The organism is Streptomyces sp. NPDC021212 (assembly GCF_044332925.1).
Lineage (GTDB): Bacteria > Actinomycetota > Actinomycetes > Streptomycetales > Streptomycetaceae > Streptomyces.
Map to the genome: position 1 here is coordinate 1 of NZ_JBIRPZ010000034.1, position 19,258 is coordinate 19,258.

Consider the following 19,258-nt stretch of genomic DNA (forward strand, 5'->3'; position numbering starts at 1 on the left):
GCCGACCGCGTCACCGTCAACGATGTCGTCGCGGGTATCGATCCGGCGCATCCGCTGACCGGCGTCATCCATGCCGCGGGCGCCCTGGACGACGCGATGCTTCCCGCGCAGTCTCCGGAGCGACTGGCGCGGGTGTGGGGGGCCAAGGCCACTGCCGCGGCCAATCTGCACGCGGCGACGGCGCATCTGCGGCTCGGCACGTTCGTCATGTTCTCCTCCTTCGCCTCCGATCTGGGCACTCCCAGCCAGGCCAACTACGCCGCGGCCAACGCCTTCTGCGACGCCCTCGCGTCCCACCGCCAGGGTCTCGGCCTGCCGGGGCTTTCGGTGGCCTGGGGGCTGTGGGCGGCCACCAGCGGCCTCACCGCCCGGCTGGACACCGCCAACCTGGCCAGGATCGGCCGCCTGGGGATCACGGCCAACAGCACCGAAGAGGGGCTGGCTCTGCTGGACGCGGCGTGCCGCCACGGCCGTCCCCATCTGCTGGCGCTCAAGCTGGACACCCGGGCCCTGGCCGCCCAGGACACCGCCACCCTGCCCACCCCGCTCCGGGCGCTCGCGGCCACCGGCGGCAGCGGCCGTGGCCGACCGGCCGCGGCGGTCGGTGGCCGGCCGACCGACTGGGCCGGCCGGCTGCGCGGGCTGCCGTCCCCCGAGCAACACCGGCTGCTGCTCAACCTGGTGCGCAGCCACGCCGCCACCGTGCTGGGCCACGCCGACCCCGCCACCGTCCACCCCGACGCGTCGTTCAAGGACCTCGGCTTCGATTCGCTGACGGGGGTCGAGCTGCGCAACCGGCTGGCCGCGGCCACCGGGCTGCGGCTGCCCGCGGCGCTCGTCTTCGACCATCCCGAAGCGGCCGCGCTCGCCGAACACCTGCGCCGTCAACTCGCCCCGGACGACGCCGGGGCCCCGGACCGTGACGTACTCCACCCGGTCTTCAACGAGCTGGTCAGGCTGGAGAACAGCCTGTCCGACGTGGCCGTCGAGGAGCTGGATTCCGGTGCGGTCACGACCCGGCTGGAGACGTTGCTCTCGCGCTGGAAGGCGATGTGTCCCTCGGGCGACGACGCCGGCGCCGTGGAGCGGCTGCAGGTCGCGACCGCCGATCAGGTGCTGGATTTCATCGACAACGAGCTTGGCCTGTCATGACCGACGTGGCGCGCCCTTTCACGGAAGGCCGGGTGACCCTCTGTGCCGCATGCTGATGAAGAGAAGCTGGTCGACTATCTGAGGCGAGTGGCCGGCGACCTCCACGAGACACGTCAGCGGCTCCGCGCCATGGAGGACCGCTCCCAGGAGCCGGTGGCCGTGGTGAGCATGGCCTGCCGGTATCCGGGTGGGGTGGGTACGCCCGAGGACCTGTGGCGGCTCGTCGCCTCCGGCGACCACGCGATGGGGGAGTTCCCCACGGACCGCGGCTGGGACCTGGAGAGCCTGTTCCACCCGGACCCGGATCACCCCGGAACCAGCCACGCCCGTGAGGGCGGATTCCTCTATGACGCCGACCGGTTCGACCCCGAGTTTTTCGGCATCAGCCCGCGCGAGGCCGTGGCCGTCGACCCCCAGCAGCGGCTGCTGCTGGAGGTGGCCTGGGAGTTGCTGGAACGTGCCGGAATCGACCCCGCCTCGCTCAAGGGCAGCACGACGGGTGTGTACGCCGGGACCGCCCTCCCCGGATTCGGCACGCCACACATCGACAGGAGCGCCGAGGGCTATCTGGTGACCGGCAACGCCCCCAGTGTGCTGTCGGGCCGGGTGGCGTACACGCTCGGACTCGAAGGGCCCGCGGTGACGGTGGACACGGCGTGTTCGTCGTCGCTGGTGGCCATGCATCTGGCCTGTCAGGCGCTGCGGCAGGGCGAATGCGGTCTGGCCCTGGCCGGTGGTGTGACGGTGATGGCGATCCCGAACGTGTTCACCGAGTTCTCCCGGCAGCGGGGTCTCGCGCCCGACGGCCGGTGCAAGGCGTTCTCCGCGGACGCCGACGGCACCGCCTTCGCCGAGGGCGTCGGCCTGGTGCTGCTCGAGCGGCTGTCCGACGCCCGTCGCCACGGCCACCGGGTGCTGGCGGTCATCAGGGGCTCGGCCATCAACCAGGACGGTGCCTCGAACGGCCTGACCGCGCCCAACGGCCCCTCCCAGCAGCGGGTCATCACCCAGGCGCTGGCGAACGCACGGCTGTCACCGGCCGAGGTGGACGCGGTCGAGGCACACGGCACCGGCACCCGGCTGGGCGACCCCATCGAGGCGCATGCGCTGCTGACCACCTACGGCCAGGACCGGTTCGACGGAAAGCCACTGTGGCTGGGGTCCGTCAAGTCGAACATCGGCCACACCCAGGGCGCGGCAGGCGTGGCGGGCGTCATCAAGATGATCATGGCGATGCGGTACGAAACGCTGCCCGCCACCCTGAACGTCAACCAGCCCACTCCGCATGTGAACTGGGACGCGGGTGCCGTACGCCTGCTCACCGAACCCGTCGCCTGGCCACGCGGGGAACGGCCGCGCCGGGCCGCGGTGTCCTCGTTCGGGATCTCCGGAACCAACGCCCACCTCCTCCTCGAATCCGCCCCGGACGGCGCGCCCGCGCGCCCGGCCTCCGAGGGGGCGCCGACCGGCGGCTGCCCGCTGCCCTGGGTGCTGTCGGCCCGTACCGACCAAGCGCTGCGCGACCAGGCCGCGGCACTGGCCGCCCATGCCGACGCCCATCCGGGGCTGCCGCCGGCCGACGTGGGCTGGTCGCTCGCCAGGACCCGTACCGTCTTCGAACACCGCGCCGTGATCCTCGGCGACGACCGCGACCAGCTGCTGACGGCCGTCCGCGCGCTCGCCGACGACCGGGCCCACCCCGGGCTGACCCGTGCCGGAGCGGCCCGCCTCGGCGCCACCGCGCTCATGTTCACCGGCCAGGGCAGCCAACGGCCGGGCATGGGCGCGGAGTTGTATCGATCCTTCGACGTGTTCGCGACGGCTCTCGACGAGGCATGCGCCCATCTGGACCCGCTGCTCGGACGCTCGCTGCGCGACATCCTCTTCGCCGCCGAGGGCACCGACGAGGCCCGCTCCCTGCACCGCACCGGAGTGACGCAGACGGCCCTCTTCGCCCTGGAGACCGCTCTCTTCCGGCTGGTGGAGTCCTTCGGGCTCACCCCGGGATATCTGACCGGCCACTCCGTCGGCGAAATCGTCGCCGCACATGTGGCGGGCGTTCTTACCTTGCCGGACGCCTGCACCCTCGTCGCCGCCCGGGGCCGGCTCATGCAGGCGCTCCCGGCCGGTGGCGCCATGGCCGCCGTCGAGGCCACCGAGGAACAGGTCCTCCCCCTGCTCAGCGAGCATGCGGACCATCTGGCCCTGGCGGCAGTCAACGGCCCTTCCGCCCTCGTGGTGTCCGGCGCCGCCGAGGCCGTGGACGATGTGGTGCGCACCCTCAAGGAGCGCGGCCACCGCACCAAGCGGCTGCACGTCAGCCATGCCTTCCACTCGCCGCTCCTCCAGCCGATGCTGGACGACTTCCGCCAGGTCGCCCGCACCCTCACCTACCATGCGCCGCACATCCCGGTGATCTCCAACGTCACGGGTGAGGTGGCCGACGCCGACCAGCTCCGCGACCCGGAGTACTGGGTACGCCACGTCCGCGAGCCCGTACGGTTCCACGACGGACTGCGGACCCTGCGCACCGAGGGCGTGGTGCGCTCCCTCGAACTCGGCCCGGACGCCGTCCTCACCACCATGGCCGAGGACGCCCTCGCCGCCGATGGGGCGACGCCCGAGTCGGCCTTGGTGTTCGCCGCCGCTCTGCGCCACGGCCGCGACGAACCCCGCACCTTTCTCTCCGCCCTGGCCAGAATGCACATCGACGGCGGCACCGCCGACTTCTCCGCCGCACTCCCCGACGGCGCGGGCCAGGTCGACCTGCCCACCTATCGATTCCAGCGCGAGCGCTACTGGCGAGCCGTCCCGAGCGGCACCGCCGACGTACGCGCCGCCGGGCTCGGCGCCACCGGCCACCCCCTCCTGCAGGCCGTCGTGGAAACACCCGAAGGCGAACTGCTGCTCACCGGGCGGCTGTCGCTGAACACCCACCCCTGGCTGGCGGACCACACCATCGCAGGCAGTGTGCCGCTGCCCGGGACGGCCTTCCTGGAGCTGGCACTGCTCGCCGCCGCGCGGGCCGGCAGCGACATGGTCGACGACCTCACCCTGGAGACCCCGCTCCTCCTGCCCGCCTCCGGGGCGGTGCACATCCAGTTGGCCGTCGCCGCGCCCGACGACACGGGCCGACGCGCGCTCACCCTCTCCTCCCGCCCCGCACACGAGGACGACGAGAGCCCGGAAGCCATGGACACCTGGCGCCGCCACGCCGTAGGGCTCCTCGCCCCCGCGGCCCCGGCGGCGCCCGCCCCGGCGGCACCCCCGGCGCCGTGGCCACCGGCCGACGCCACCCCGGTCGACGTGGCGGACCTGTACCGGCGCCTCGGCGAGCAGGGGTACGCGTACGGCCCCTCCTTCCGCGGACTGCACGCCGCGTGGCGGCACGGCGAGGACATGCTCGCCGAGGTGCGCCTGGCCACCGAACAGCGGGGCGAGGCCGAGGGGTTCGGTCTGCACCCGGCTCTTCTCGACAGCGCGCTGCACCCGGTGGAGGAACTGTTCAACGCGGACCACGCGCGCACCGACCGTACATCGGGCACCGTCAGACTGCCGTTCTCGTTCGGCGGGGTACGGCTGTTCGCCACCGGCGCCACCCGGCTACGGGTCCGCATCACCCCGACCGGCCCCGACACCGTCGCGATCACCCTGACCGACGACCATGGCGCCGTGGCCGCCACCATCGAAACCCTCGGGCTGCGCGAGATCCCCGCCGACCGCTGGCGCTCCACCTCCACCGACGACTCCCTCTACCGGCTCGACTGGCAGCCCCAGCCGCTACCCCTGGGCCAACCGGCACCGGCCGGGAGCTGGGCCGTCGTCGGCCCCGACCGCCTGGACCTGGCCGGCGGCCCCGAACCCGGCTCCTCCCACCCGGACCTTGCCGCGCTGCAGGCCGCCATCGACGCAGGACTGCCGCTCCCGAGCCTCGTCATCATGACGTGTGCGGGAAGGCGCGACAGCGCGACGTCCGACCCCGACCAGACACCGGCACTGGTGCGCGCGGCCGCCCATCAGGTGCTGGACGCGCTGCGCACGTGGCTGACCGACGAACGGTTCGGCACGGCCCGGCTGGTGATCGCCACCCAGGGCGCGATCGCCGCCACCCCCGGCGACCCGCCCCCGAACCTGACCATCGCGCCCCTGTGGGGCCTGGTCCGCGCCGCACAGGCCGAACACCCCGAGCGCATCCTGCTGCTGGACCTGGACGACGACCCGGCCTCCCGCCACGCCCTGCCCACCGCCCTCCCGGCCGCCGTGGCGGCCTCCGAAGCCGAGCTGGCGATGCGGGCCGGGACCGTACGCGTCCCCCGTCTGATCCGGGTCCGCCCCGACCACGAGGCGCCGCTTCCCGCCCTCGACCCGGACGGAACCGTCCTGATCACCGGCGGCACCGGCGCACTCGGCCGACTGGTCGCCCGGCACCTGGCCACCGCACATGGCACCCGTCACCTGCTGCTGGTCTCCCGGCGCGGCCCGGCCGCACACGGCATCGACACCTTCACCGCCGAACTGGCCGACCTGAGCGCGGACGTACGAGTCGCCGCCTGTGACGTCGCCGATCCCCACGCCCTGGCCGGTCTGCTGGCCACCATCCCCGCCGCCCATCCGCTGACGGCCGTCGTCCACGCCGCCGGGGTGCTGGACGACGGCGTGGTCACCTCGCTGACCCCCGAGCGGTTCGACGCCGTACTCGCCCCGAAGGCCGACGCGGCATGGCATCTGCACCGGCTGACCCGTGAGATGGCCCCGACGGCCTTCGTGCTGTTCTCCTCCGCCGCTTCCCTCATGGGCAACGGCGGGCAGGCCAACTACGCGGCCGCCAACATGTTCCTCAACGCCCTCGCCGAACACCGCCGCGCCGAGGGCCTGGTGACCCACACACTGGCCTGGGGACTGCTGGCCTCGGCCGGTGGCATGACCCATGACCTCGACGACGCCGACCTGGCCAGGATGGCGCGCTCCGGTGTCGCCCCCATCGCGGACGACCAGGTCCAGGCGCTGCTGGACACCGCGCTGACCACCCCGTACCCCGTCCTCGTACCGGCCCGGTTCGATCTGGCCGCACTGCGCGGCCGGGCCGCCACCGGGCCACTGCCGCCCGTCCTGCGGGCCCTGGTGCCCAGCCCCGCCCGGCCGCCCGCCCAGGACACCCGGGCGGTGTCCTGGGCCGAGCGGCTGGCCGGCCTGCCCGCCGCCGAACAGGACCGCGTCCTTGGCGAACTGGTCCGCGCCCAGGTCGCCACCGTGCTCGCCCATCCGGCGCCGGAGGCCATCGAGCTGGGCCGCGCCTTCCAGGAACTCGGATTCGACTCACTGACCGCCCTCGACCTGCGCAACCGGCTCAACGCGGCCACCGGAACCCGGATCCCGGCCACCGTCATCTTCGACTATCCGACCCCCGACGCCCTGGTGGGCTTCCTGCGCGAGAAGCTGATCGCGACCCGCGACGCGGCACCGCTCGCCCCCGTGGCCGCGCCTGTGGCCGCCGACGGCGATCCCATCGCCATCGTCGGCATGGCATGCCGCTACCCGGGCGGGGTCGGGTCGCCGGAGGAGCTGTGGCGGCTGGTGTCCGAGGGCGCGGACGCGATCGGTGAGTTTCCCGGTGACCGGGGCTGGGACCTGGCGGGGCTTTTCGACCCGGACCCGGATCACCCCGGCACCAGCTATGCCCGCGAGGGCGGATTTCTGTACGATGCCGCGCGGTTCGACGCCGAGTTCTTCGGCATCAGCCCACGCGAGGCGCTGGCCACCGACCCGCAGCAGCGGCTGCTGCTGGAGACCGCCTGGCAGGCATTCGAGAGCGCGGCCATCGACCCGGTGACCCTGCGCGGCAGCCAGACCGCCGTCATCACCGGCGTCATGTACGACGACTACGGCAGCCGCTTCCTGGGCCGTACCCCGGAGGGCGTCGAGGGCCGCCTGATGACCGGCAGCACCCCCAGCATCGCCTCCGGACGGGTCGCGTTCACCTTCGGCCTGGAGGGGCCCGCGGTGACGGTGGACACGGCGTGTTCGTCGTCGCTGGTGGCCATGCATCTGGCGGCCCAGGCGCTGCGCCAGGGCGAATGCGCGCTGGCGCTGGCGGGCGGCGTGACCGTGATGGCCACGCCGAACACCTTCGTCGAGTTCTCGCGCCAGCGCGGACTGGCCATCGACGGCCGCTGCAAGCCGTTCGCGGCGGCGGCGGACGGCACGGGCTGGGGTGAGGGCATCGGCCTGCTCGTCCTGGAACGGCTGTCGGACGCCCGGCGCAACGACCACCGGGTGCTGGCGGTCATCAGGGGTTCGGCCGTCAACCAGGACGGTGCCTCCAACGGCCTGACCGCCCCCAACGGCCCCTCTCAGCAGCGGGTGATCCGGCAGGCGCTCGCCACCGCCCGCCTCACCCCGGCCGACATCGACGCGGTGGAGGCCCACGGCACCGGCACCACCCTCGGCGACCCGATCGAGGCACAGGCGCTGCTCGCCACCTACGGGCAGGCGCGGGCCGACGGACGGCCGCTGTGGCTCGGCTCCATCAAGTCGAACATCGGCCACACCCAGGCCGCCGCCGGGGCCGCGGGCGTCATCAAGATGGTGATGGCGATGCGGCACGGACTGCTGCCCGCCTCGCTGCACATCGACGCACCGAGCCCGCACGTGGAGTGGGAGGACGGCGTACGGCTGCTGACCGAGCCGGTGGAATGGCCGCACGAGGAGCGGCCGCGCCGAGCCGCCGTGTCCTCCTTCGGCATCAGCGGCACCAACGCCCATGTCGTCCTCGAACAGGCGCCGGAACCAGCCGATACGGCGGAGCCCGCCGCTCACCAGGGCGTGGTGCCCTGGGTGCTGTCCGCGCGGGGCGTCACGGCGCTGCGCGAGCAGGCCCGGGCACTGGCCGCCCACCTCGCCACCGCCCCCGGGGCCACGCCCGCCGAGGTGGGCTGGTCACTGATCAGGACCCGTACGCTCTTCGACCACCGGGCGGTGGTCGTCGGCGAGAGCCAGGCGGAGCTCCTGGCCGCGGTGGAGGCGCTCGCGGGCGACGAGACACACCCGGGTGTCGTGCAGTCCGCCGTCACCCCGGACCCGCGCGCGGCCGGCCCCGTGCTGGTGTTCCCCGGCCAGGGCTCGCAGTGGCAGGGGATGGGCGCCGAACTCCTCGACACCGCACCGGTGTTCGCGGAGCGGATGGCCGCCTGCGAACGGGCCCTGGCCCCCTACGTCGACTGGTCCCTCACCGACGTACTGCGCGGGCGCGGCACCGAAGGCGTCGCCGATCTGAGCCGCGTCGACGTGGTGCAGCCGGTGCTGTGGGCGGTCATGGTGTCCCTGGCCGCCGTATGGGCCGGTCATGGCGTGACACCCGCCGCCGTCGTGGGCCACAGCCAGGGCGAGATCGCCGCCGCCTGCGTGGCCGGGGCGCTCTCGCTGGACGACGGCGCCCGCATCGTGGCCCTGCGCAGCCGGGCCCTGCGGCGACTCGCGGGCGGCGGGGCGATGGCCTCCCTCGGCGTGGGCCGGGAACGCGCCGAGCGGCTGCTCGCCGAACTGGGCGAGCGCGCGGCCACGGTAGTGGTGGCAGCCGTGAACGGGCCCGCGTCGACGGTGGTGTCCGGACCGCCCGAGCAAGTGGCGGCGGCCGTGGCCGCCTGCCGTGACACCGGTGAGCGGGCCCGGATGATCGAGGTGGACTACGCCTCCCACAGCCCCCAGGTCGACGGGATCACCGACGAACTCACACGGCTGCTGGACGGCGTTCACCCCACCCGGCCCGGAACGGGCGTGGTCTTCTACTCCACCGTGACCGCGGCCCCCGCCGAACCCGCCGGGCTCGACACCGCGTACTGGGTGCGCAACCTGCGCGAACAGGTGCGCTTCGCCGACGCCGTACGGGCCGCCCTGGCCGATGGTCACCGCGTGTTCATCGAGGTCAGCACCCACCCCGTCCTCACCGTCGGCATGCAGGAAACCTTCGAGGAAGCGGGAAGCGCGGCCATCGCGGTGCCCACCCTGCGGCGCGACCACGGCGATCTGGCGCAGCTGGTGCGCTCGGTGGCGCAGGCGTTCACCGCCGGGGTCGAGACGGACTGGACCACCCTGTTCCCGGCCGACCCCGCGCCCCGTACCGTCCCGTTGCCGACGTACGCCTTCCAGCGGGAACGCTACTGGCTGGACGGAGCGGACGGCCGCGGCGGTGACCCCGCCGACCTCGGGCTGACCTCCGCCGACCACCCCTTGCTGGGAGCCGCCGTCGAGCTCGCCGATGGCAGCACCCGTCTGCTCACCGGCCGCATCGGGACCGGTGGCGGCCACGGCTGGCTCGCCGAGCATGTGGTGGCCGGGGCGCGCCTGGTGCCGGGCGCCGCGCTGGTCGAATGGGCGCTGCGGGCCGCCGACGAGGCCGGGTGCGCGGTGGTGGACGAACTGACGCTGCACACTCCGCTGGTCCTTCCCGAATCCGGTGGGCTGCGCGTCCAGGTGGCGGTGGGCGCGGCCGACGAGGACGGCCACCGCGAGGTGCGCGTCCACTCCCGCCCGGACGCCGACACCGACGGAACGTGGCTGTGCCACGCCGACGGCGTACTCGCCCCGCCCCGCGGCCACCCGGCCCCCGAGCCCTCCGGGACATGGCCGCCACCGGGCGCGGAGCCGGTGGACGCGGACGGCTTCTACGCGCGGGCCGCCGCCGACGGATACGCGTACGGACCCGCCTTCCAGGGCGTACGCAAGCTCTGGCGGGACGGCTCCGACGTGCTGGCCGAGGTGGCGCTGCCCGAGACCGCCGGCGAGCGGAGCGGATTCGGCATCCACCCCGCGCTGCTGGACGCCGTACTCCACCCGGCCGCCCTGCTCACCGGGCGGACGCCCGAGCGGGACGACGACGGCCGGATGTGGCTTCCGTTCACCTGGAACGGAGTGTCCCTGTGGGCCGCCGGGGCGACCACGGTACGGGTCCGGCTGTCGCCGGACGGGCGGAACGCGGAGGGCGAGCGGGCGCTGCGGGTGACCGTGGCCGACGCCGTGGGCGACCCCATTCTCACGGTCGACTCGCTGGTGCTGCGCCCCGCCCGTACGGACCAGTTGCGCACCCCGGGCCACCGCGGCCCGGACGGGCTGTTCACGCTGGACTGGATTCCGCTGCCGGGGGCGCCGGAGCCGGTGGCCGACCGCGGCGAGTGGGTGGTGCTGGGCCCGGCGGAATGGGACACCGCCGGTGCTGTGCGCCACCCGGATCTGGCATCGCTGCTCGCGGCGGCCGACGATGGCGCATCCGCTCCCTCGGTGGTGCTGACCGGTGTCCCGGCCGCATCGGCGGCCACCCCGGCCGAGTGCATGGCCACCGTCCAGCGCACGATGAGCCTGCTGCAGGCGTGGCTGGCCGAACCCCGGCTGGCCGACGCCCGGTTGGTGGTGGTGACGCGGGGTGCCGTCGCGGCCGGTGCACCGGACGGGGACGACTCCGGAACCGATGCCATGGACGCGGCCGGTGCGGCGGTGTGGGGTCTGCTCCGCAGCGCGCAGGCGGAGAACCCCGACCGGTTCATCCTGCTCGACCTCGACCCCCGTGGCCCGGCGGAAGCACCGGGCGCAGGTGTCCTGGAAGGGGTGCTCAGCGCGATGGGGATGGCCGAACCGCAGGTGGCGGTGCGCGCGGGCCGGGTGTGGGCGCCACGGCTGACGCGTGCCGGGGCCGCCGGAAGCGGCGGCCTGGTGGCCCCGGTGGCGCAACCGGCCTGGCGGCTCGCGGTGGAAGGGACCGCGACCATCGAGAACGTGACCCCGGTGCCCTGCCCCGAGGTGCTGGACCCCCTGGGCCCCGGTGAGGTCCGTATCGCGGTCCACGCGGCAGGCGTCAACTTCCGCGACGCCCTGATCGCCGTCGGGCTGTACCCGGGCGGCGGGGTGTTCCGGGGCAGCGAAGGCGCCGGTGCGGTCGTGGACATCGGTGCCGGGGTGACCGGACTGGCCGTGGGCGACCGTGTGATGGGCCTGTTCGAAGGCGCCTTCGGCCCGCTGGCGGTGGCGGACGCGCGCATGGTGGTGCCGATCCCGGACGGCTGGACCTTCCAGCAGGCCGCCGCCGTACCGGTCGTGTTCCTCACCGCCTGGTACGGCCTGGTGGACCTGGCCGGACTGCGGCACGGAGAGTCGGTGCTCATCCACGCCGCCACCGGCGGCGTCGGCATGGCCGCCGTCCAGATCGCGCGCCACCTGGGCGCCGAGGTGTACGCCACGGCGAGCCCCGGCAAGCACGCGGTGCTGGAGGAGATGGGCATCGACCAGGCACACCGCGCCTCGTCACGCACCCTCGACTTCGAGACCGAGCTACGGGACGCCACCGGTGGCCGGGGCATGGACGTGGTGCTGAACAGCCTCGCCGGACCCCTTGTCGACGCCTCGCTGCGGCTGCTGGCCGACGGCGGGCGGCTCTCGGAAATGGGCAAGACCGACATCCGCGACCCGGAGCACATCGCCGCCACCTGCCCCGGTGTGCGCTACCGAGCCTTCGACCTCGTGCCCGACGCCGGACCGGACCGCATCGGCGAGATGCTGCGCACGCTGCGGGAGCTGTTCACCGCCGGGGTGCTGCGGCCCGCCCCCGTACGGACCTGGCCGCTGAGCCGGGCGCGGGAAGCGCTGCGGCAGCTCAGCCAGGCCCGCCACACCGGCAAGCTGGTCCTGGACGTACCCGCCGCCGTGAACCCGGACGGCACCGTGCTCATCACGGGCGGCACCGGCACGCTGGGTGGCATCGTCGCCGAACACCTCGTACGCACCTGGCAGATCCGCCACCTGGTACTGGCGAGCAGGCGCGGCCCGGACGCACCGGGTGCCGCAGAACTGACGGTTCGTCTCGGTGAGTTGGGCGCGCAGGTGCGCGTGGTCGCGGTGGACGTCACGGATGCGGCCGCAGTGGCGGAGCTGGTGGCGGGGATCGATGCGGAGCATCCCCTGACCGGCGTCATCCATGCCACGGGTGTGCTCGACGACGCGGTGCTCACTTCGCAGACGCCGGAGCGGGTGGCGCGGGTGTGGGAGGCCAAGGCCACGGCGGCGGCCCATCTGCACGCGGCGACGGCGGACCTGCGGCTCGGCATGTTCGTGATGTTCTCCTCGGCTGCCGGGGTGCTGGGCAGTCCAGGCCAGGCCAACTACGCCGCCGCGAACGCCTTTTGTGACGCCCTGGCCGCCCGCCGCCGGGCCGAAGGGCTGCCGGGCGTGTCGGTGGCCTGGGGGCTGTGGGCCGACGCCAGCGGGATGACCGGTCACCTCGCCGAGGCCGACCTCGCGCGGATGGCCCGTACCGGCGTGGGCGCCCTCGGCACCCAGCAGGGCCTGGCCCTGCTCGACGCAGCAGTTCAGCACGGCGGCCACCTGCTGGTGGCAGCCGACGTGAACCCCCGGACCCTGGCCGCCCTGCCCGCCGAGCGCCTGCAAGCCACCCTGCGCGCACTCGCCACCACCACGGGTGGTGGCGGGCGGGGGCGGCGTACGGCGGCCGTCGCCTCCGACGCGGGACAGCCCGTCGACTGGGCCGACAGGCTGGCCGGGCTGTCGGCGGCCGAGCGCCACCGGCTGGTGCTGGGCCTGGTCCGCGGCCACGCGGCCACCGTGCTGGGACACACCGATGTGGACGCGGTGCAGGCCGAGGCCAGCTTCAAGGAGCTGGGCTTCGACTCGCTGACCGCCGTGGAACTGCGCAACCGGCTCGCCGCCGCCACCGGACTGCGGCTGCCCGCCGCGATGGTCTTCGACTACCCCGAGGCCGCGGTGCTCGCCGAATACCTGCTGGAACGGCTCGCGCCCGACGACGCCAACGCCCCACCCCTGGACGGCGTGGACCCCGTACTGGGCGAGCTGGCCAGGCTGGACCACACCCTGGACGCCCTCGTCACGGACGAAGAAGGACGGCACAGGATCGCCAAGCGGCTGAGCGGACTGCTGGCGAAGGTGAACGGCGGATCGACCGACGCGTCCGGCGCGACGGACTTCGACGCCCTCGAATCCGCTTCGGACGACGAGATGTTCGCGCTCATTGACCGTGAACTGCGCTGATGGAGGAGCGAGGACAGATGTCGGTTACGGATACGGGTTCGGGTTCGGGTTCGGGTTCAGGGTCGGGTACGGGGCCAGGTACGGGTACGGAAGAAAAGCTCCGCCAGTACCTCAAGCGGGTGACGGCCGATCTGGGGCAGACCCGTCAGCGCTTGCGCGAGGTGGAGGAGCGGGCGCAGGAGCCGGTGGCCATCGTCAGCATGGCCTGCCGCTTCCCGGGCGGGATCGCCTCCCCCGAGGACCTGTGGCGCCTCGTCGCCTCCGGCCAGGACGCCATCGGGGACTTCCCGAAGGACCGCGGCTGGGACCTGGACGGCCTGTACCACCCGGACCCGGACCACTCCGGCACCACCTACGTCCGCCGAGGCGGCTTCCTGCGGAACGCGGACGGATTCGACGCCACCTTCTTCGGCATCAGCCCGCGCGAGGCACTGGCCGCCGAACCGCAGCAGCGCCAGCTCCTGGAGGTCTCCTGGGAACTGCTCGAACGCGCCGGCATCGACCCCACCTCACTGAAGGGCACCCCGACCGGCGTCTACGCGGGCGCCGGAATCCTCGGCTTCGGCACGCCCCACATCGAAAGGAGCGCCGAGGGCTATCTGCTCACCGGCAACACGCTCAGCGTCGTCTCGGGCCGGGTCGCCTTCACCCTCGGCCTCGAAGGCCCCGCGGTGACCGTGGACACGGCATGCTCCTCGTCCCTGGTCGCCATGCACCTGGCCTGCCAGGCGCTACGGCAGGGCGAATGCACCCTGGCCATGGCCGGTGGCGTCACCGTGATGACCACCCCCCACACCTTCGTGGAGTTCTCCCGCCAGCGCGGACTGGCCCCCGACGGCCGTTGCAAACCCTTCGCGGCGGCCGCCGACGGCACCGGATTCTCCGAAGGCGTCGGCCTGCTGCTCCTGGAACGACTCTCGGACGCACGGCGCAACGGACACCAGGTCCTCGCGGTGCTCCGGGGCTCGGCGATCAACCAGGACGGCGCGTCGAACGGCCTGACCGCGCCCAACGGACCCTCGCAGCAGCGGGTGATCCGACAAGCCCTCATCAACGCCCAGCTGTCCTCAGCCGAGGTGGACGCCGTGGAGGCCCATGGCACCGGCACCACCCTCGGCGACCCCATCGAAGCGGACGCGCTGATCGCCGCGTACGGCCAGGACCGGCCGGCCGACCAACCGCTCTGGCTGGGCTCGCTGAAGTCCAACATCGGCCATGCGCAGGGTGCCGCGGGCGTGGCCGGTGTGATCAAGATGGTGATGGCGCTGCGCCACGAGATGCTGCCCGCCACCCTGTACGTCGATGAGCCGACCCCACACGCGGACTGGGGCAGCGGCGCGGTACGGCTGCTGACCGAGCCGGTGGCGTGGCCGCGCGGCGAGCGTCCGCGGCGGGCCGGTGTGTCGGCGTTCGGCATTTCCGGAACCAATGCGCATGTGATCGTAGAGCAGGCTCCGGAGGCGCCTGAGCGTGCTGAGGCGCGGCCCGTTGTGGGTGTGGTGCCGTGGGTGGTGTCGGCGCGGAGTGCGGAGGCGCTGCGGGAGCAGGCGGCGGCGTTGGCGGCGCGGGTGGTCGATACGGAGGTGGGGGTTGCCGAGGTCGGCTGGTCGTTGGTGAGGACGCGGTCGGTGTTCGAGCATCGTGCGGTGGTGGTGGGTGAGGGCCGTGCGGGGTTGGTGGCGGCGGTTGAGGCGTTGGCGGCGGGGGAGTCGCATCCGGGTGTGGTGTGTTCGGGTGCTCCGGCGTTGGCGAGTGGTGTGGGTCCGGTGTTGGTGTTTCCGGGGCAGGGTTCGCAGTGGGCTGGTATGGGAGCTGCGTTGCTCGATGCGTCGCCGGTGTTCGCGGGGCGGGTGGCGGAGTGTGAGCGGGCGTTGGGGCCGTATGTGGATTGGTCGTTGAGGGATGTGCTTCGTGGGGCGGAGGGTGCGGCTGATCTGGGTCGGGTGGATGTGGTGCAGCCGGTGTTGTGGGCGGTGATGGTGTCGCTTGCGGCGGTGTGGGCGGGGCACGGGGTGAAGCCGACCGCCGTTGTCGGTCACAGTCAGGGTGAGATCGCGGCGGCGGTTGTGGCGGGGGCGTTGTCGTTGGAGGACGGCGCGAAGGTGGTGGCGCTGCGTAGCCGGGCTCTGCGTCGGTTGGCTGGTGGTGGCGCGATGGCGTCGCTGGGGGTGGGCCAGGTGGAGGCCGGTCAGCTGTTGGCCCGGCTCGGGGGCCAGGCCGCCGCGGTGGGCGTGGCAGCGGATAACGGACCCTCTTCTACGGTGGTTTCGGGGCCGTCGGAGCAGGTGGCCTCGGTGGTTGCCGCCTGTCAGGAGAACGGCGACCGGGCGCGGCTGATCGACGTGGATTACGCCTCGCACGGTCCCCAGGTCGATGAGATCCGCGACGAGCTGATGCGCGTACTGGACGGCGTGACCCCGGTAGCCGCTCCCTCGGACGACGTGGCCTTCTACTCGACGGTGACCGGCGGCCGAGCCGATACGGCCGGTCTGGACACGGCGTACTGGGTGACCAATCTGCGGGAGCAGGTGCGGTTCGCCGAGGCGATCGAAGCGTTGGTGGCCGATGGGCACCGGGTGTTCATCGAGGCCAGCACCCATCCCGTACTGGCGGTCGGCATGGAGGAGACCTTCGAGCGGGCGAGCGTCGACGCGACGACCGTGCCGACGCTGCGCCGTGACCACGGTGGCCGGGAGCAGCTGGTGCGGTCGCTCGCCCAGGCGTTCGTCGCGGGCGTTCCCGTAAACTGGACGGACCTGTTCCCGGCCGAGCCGACACCGTGCACCGTGGACCTGCCCACGTACCCGTTCCAGCACCAGCGGTTCTGGATGGCGGGATCGGGTGGGGTCGGCGACCCCAGTGACCTCGGGCTGGTCTCCGCCGGGCATCCGCTGCTCGGCGCGGCGGTCGAGCTTGCCCATGGCAGTACGCACCTGCTCACCGGCAGGATCCCGGCCGGCGGCGGCGCGAGCTGGCTCAGCGACCATGTGGTGGCGGGAACCGCACTGGCTCCGGGCGCGGCGCTGGTGGAGTGGGTGTTGCGGGCGGCCGACGAGGTCGGCTGCGGTGGGGTGGAGGAGCTGGCGCTTCAGGTGCCCTTGGCCCTCCCCGAGTCGGGCGGCTTGCGCGTACAGGTCGTGGTGGGGGAGGCAGCCGAGGACGGGCGGCGTGAGGTTCAGGTGTACTCCCGTCCCGGGGACGCCGACTCCGTAGCGGGGTGGGTGTGCCACGCGGAGGGCGTACTGTGCCCGCCACGTGAGGACACCGGTGCGACGACCGAGGGCTTGCGGGGTGCGTGGCCCCCGCCAGGCGCACAGCCGGTGGAGCTGGATGAGTTCTACGAACGGGCCGCGGTGGCGGGATATGCGTACGGGCCGTCCTTCCAGGGGCTGCGCGCGATGTGGCGGGACGGTGCGGATCTGGTCGCCGAAGTGGCGCTGCCCGAGGCAGCGGGGGACGAGGAGGGTTTTGGCATCCACCCGGCGCTGCTCGACGCCGCGCTGCACCCGGCGCTGCTGCTCGCCTCGTCGGAGCGGGAGCAGGACGACGGCCAGGTGTGGCTGCCGTTCGCCTGGAACGGTGTGTCCCTCTGGGCCACCGGCGCCACCACCGTGCGGGTGCGGATCTCCCCGCAGCAGCACGGCGTGGACGGCGAGCGCGGACTGCGGATGGTGGTGGCCGACGCTGCCGGGGAACCGGTCCTGACGGTGGACTCCCTGGTGACGCGCCCGGCACGAATCGATCAGTTGCGGGCCGCGGACGCGCGTGGCGTGGACGGGCTGTTCGCGCTGGAGTGGACGCCGTTGCCCGCCGTGCCGGTCATGACGAATGACGACGGCTGGGTGGTCCTGGGTCCCGACGCCGCGGACGAGGACCTGGAGTCGTTGATCGCGGCGCTCGATGCCGGCGGGCCGGTCCCGTCCGTGGCCCTCGCCTGTTTCCCGCGCTCCGACGACGCCGGTGCCGTGGCGGCCGCCGCGGGGCTTGCCCTGGCGGAGCGGGCCTTGGGGATGCTGCAGGGCTGGCTGGCCGAACCACGCTTGGCCGATGCCCGGTTGGTGGTGGTGACGCGGGGCGCGGTCGCGCACGCCGAGGACGACATCCCGGATCTGGCCGGTGCCGCCGTACAGGGCCTGGTGCGCAGTGCGCAGGCGGAGAACCCGGGACGTTTCCTCCTGCTCGACCTCGCGCCCGGAGCCGATGTCCTCGAGGACGGTGTGCGGGACGCGGTCGCGTGTGCGGTGGAACGGGACGAACCTCAGCTGGCGGTACGGGGCGGTCAGGCGTTGGTGCCCCGGCTGAGGCGTGCCGACAGCGACCGGCCGTCGGACGTCGCGGGCGTCCTCGACCCGGACGGCACGGTGCTCATCACGGGTGGTACCGGCACGCTGGGCGGACTGGTCGCCGAACACCTTGTCCGTACGTGGCAGGTCGGCCACCTTCTGCTGGTGAGCCGCCGAGGGCCGGATGCCCCCGGCGCACGGGACCTGGCCGACCGGCTGGAAGACCTCGGCGCGCGGGTGCGGATCGCCGCGCTCGACGTCACGGATGCGGCCGCGGTGGCGGAGCTGGTGGCGGGGATCGACGCGGAGCATCCGCTGACCGGCGTCATCCACGCCACTGGACTGCTGGACGACGCGGTACTCACCTCGCAGACCCCGGAGCGTCTGGCGGCGGTGTGGCAGGCGAAGGCCACGGCGGCGGCCCATTTGCATGCCGTGACGGCGGATCTTCCGCTGGGCATGTTCGTGATGTTCTCCTCGGCCGCCGGGGTGCTGGGCAGCCCGGGTCAGGCCAACTACGCGGCGGCGAATGCCTTCTGCGATGCACTGGCCGCGCACCGCCGGGCCACCGGCCTTCCGGCGCTGTCGGTGGCCTGGGGACTCTGGGCCCAGTCCAGCAGCCTGACCGGAAAGCTCGCCGAGGTGGACCGGGCCCGGATGTCCCGCTCGGGGATCGCCGCGATGGCCACCCCCAAGGCGCTGGCCCTGCTGGATGCCGCGTGCCGAGTCCAGCGTCCGCTGGTGGTTGCGGTGGATCTTGATGTGGCGGGGGTGGCTGGTGGTGATGTGCCTGCGGTGTTGCGGGGGTTGGTGGTGGGGCGTGTTCGGCGGCGGGTGGCGGTTGGTGGGGGGCGGGTTGGTGGGTTGGCTGGGCGGTTGGTGGGGCTGGATGAGGGTGCGCGGTTGGCTGTGGTGGGGGAGGTGGTGCGGGGTTGTGTGGCGGCGGTGTTGGGGTTTGGTTCGTCGGGTGAGGTGCGGTCGGGGGCGGCGTTCAAGGAGGTGGGTTTTGATTCGTTGACGGCGGTGGAGTTGCGTAATCGGCTGTCGGCGGTGACGGGGTTGCGGTTGCCCGCCACGATGGTGTTCGACTATCCGACGCCCCACGCCCTGGCCACCTACCTGTGCACCCGACTGGTGGGCGAGACGGTCCGACCCACAGCGCCCGCCGTGACGTCGACGAGCACCGACGAACCGATCGCTATCGTTGCGATGACCTGCCGCTTTCCCGGCGGGATCACCTCCCCGGAGGGCCTGTGGGACCTGGTGTCCTCGGGCGATGAGGCGATCGGGAAGTTTCCGACCGGCCGAGGCTGGGATCTGGACGGCCTCTTCCATCCGGACCCCGACCACCCGGGCACCAGCTATGCGAACGAGGGCGGTTTCCTCCATGACGCCGACGCGTTCGATGCGGGGTTCTTCGGCATCAATCCGCGCGAGGCGTTGGCGACGGATCCGCAGCAGCGGCTGCTGCTGGAGGCGGCGTGGGAGGTGGTGGAGCGGGCCGGTATCGACCCCGTGTCGTTGAAAGGTACTCCGACCGGTGTTTACGCCGGAGTGATGTACCACGACTACGCCGCCGGGCTCAGCAGCGGCACCGATGCCAAGCTCGAAGGCTATGCGATGCTCGCGGGCTCGGGCAGCGTGGTTTCGGGGCGGGTGGCGTACACGTTGGGGTTGGAAGGCCCGGCGGTGACGGTGGATACGGCGTGTTCGTCGTCGTTGGTGGCGATGCATCTGGCCGCGCAGGCGCTGCGGCAGGGTGAGTGCTCGCTCGC

The 19,258-nt window shown here is 73.1% G+C and carries 2 protein-coding genes and 1 pseudogene; all 3 read left to right on the forward strand.

Translation table 11 applies throughout. From position 1 onward, the window contains the following. On the forward strand, positions 1 to 1,152 hold a 1,152-nt coding region (locus ACH4SI_RS41875; RefSeq protein WP_398306277.1), incomplete at its 5' end, for a beta-ketoacyl reductase. Between the two features lie 42 nt (positions 1,153 to 1,194). Next, positions 1,195 to 13,200, forward strand: a complete 12,006-nt coding sequence (locus ACH4SI_RS41880; protein ID WP_398306280.1) for an SDR family NAD(P)-dependent oxidoreductase — start codon at positions 1,195 to 1,197, stop codon at positions 13,198 to 13,200. An 89-nt stretch (positions 13,201 to 13,289) separates the two neighbouring features. Further along, positions 13,290 to 19,258, forward strand: a pseudogene (locus ACH4SI_RS41885) (SDR family NAD(P)-dependent oxidoreductase); the annotation flags it as partial.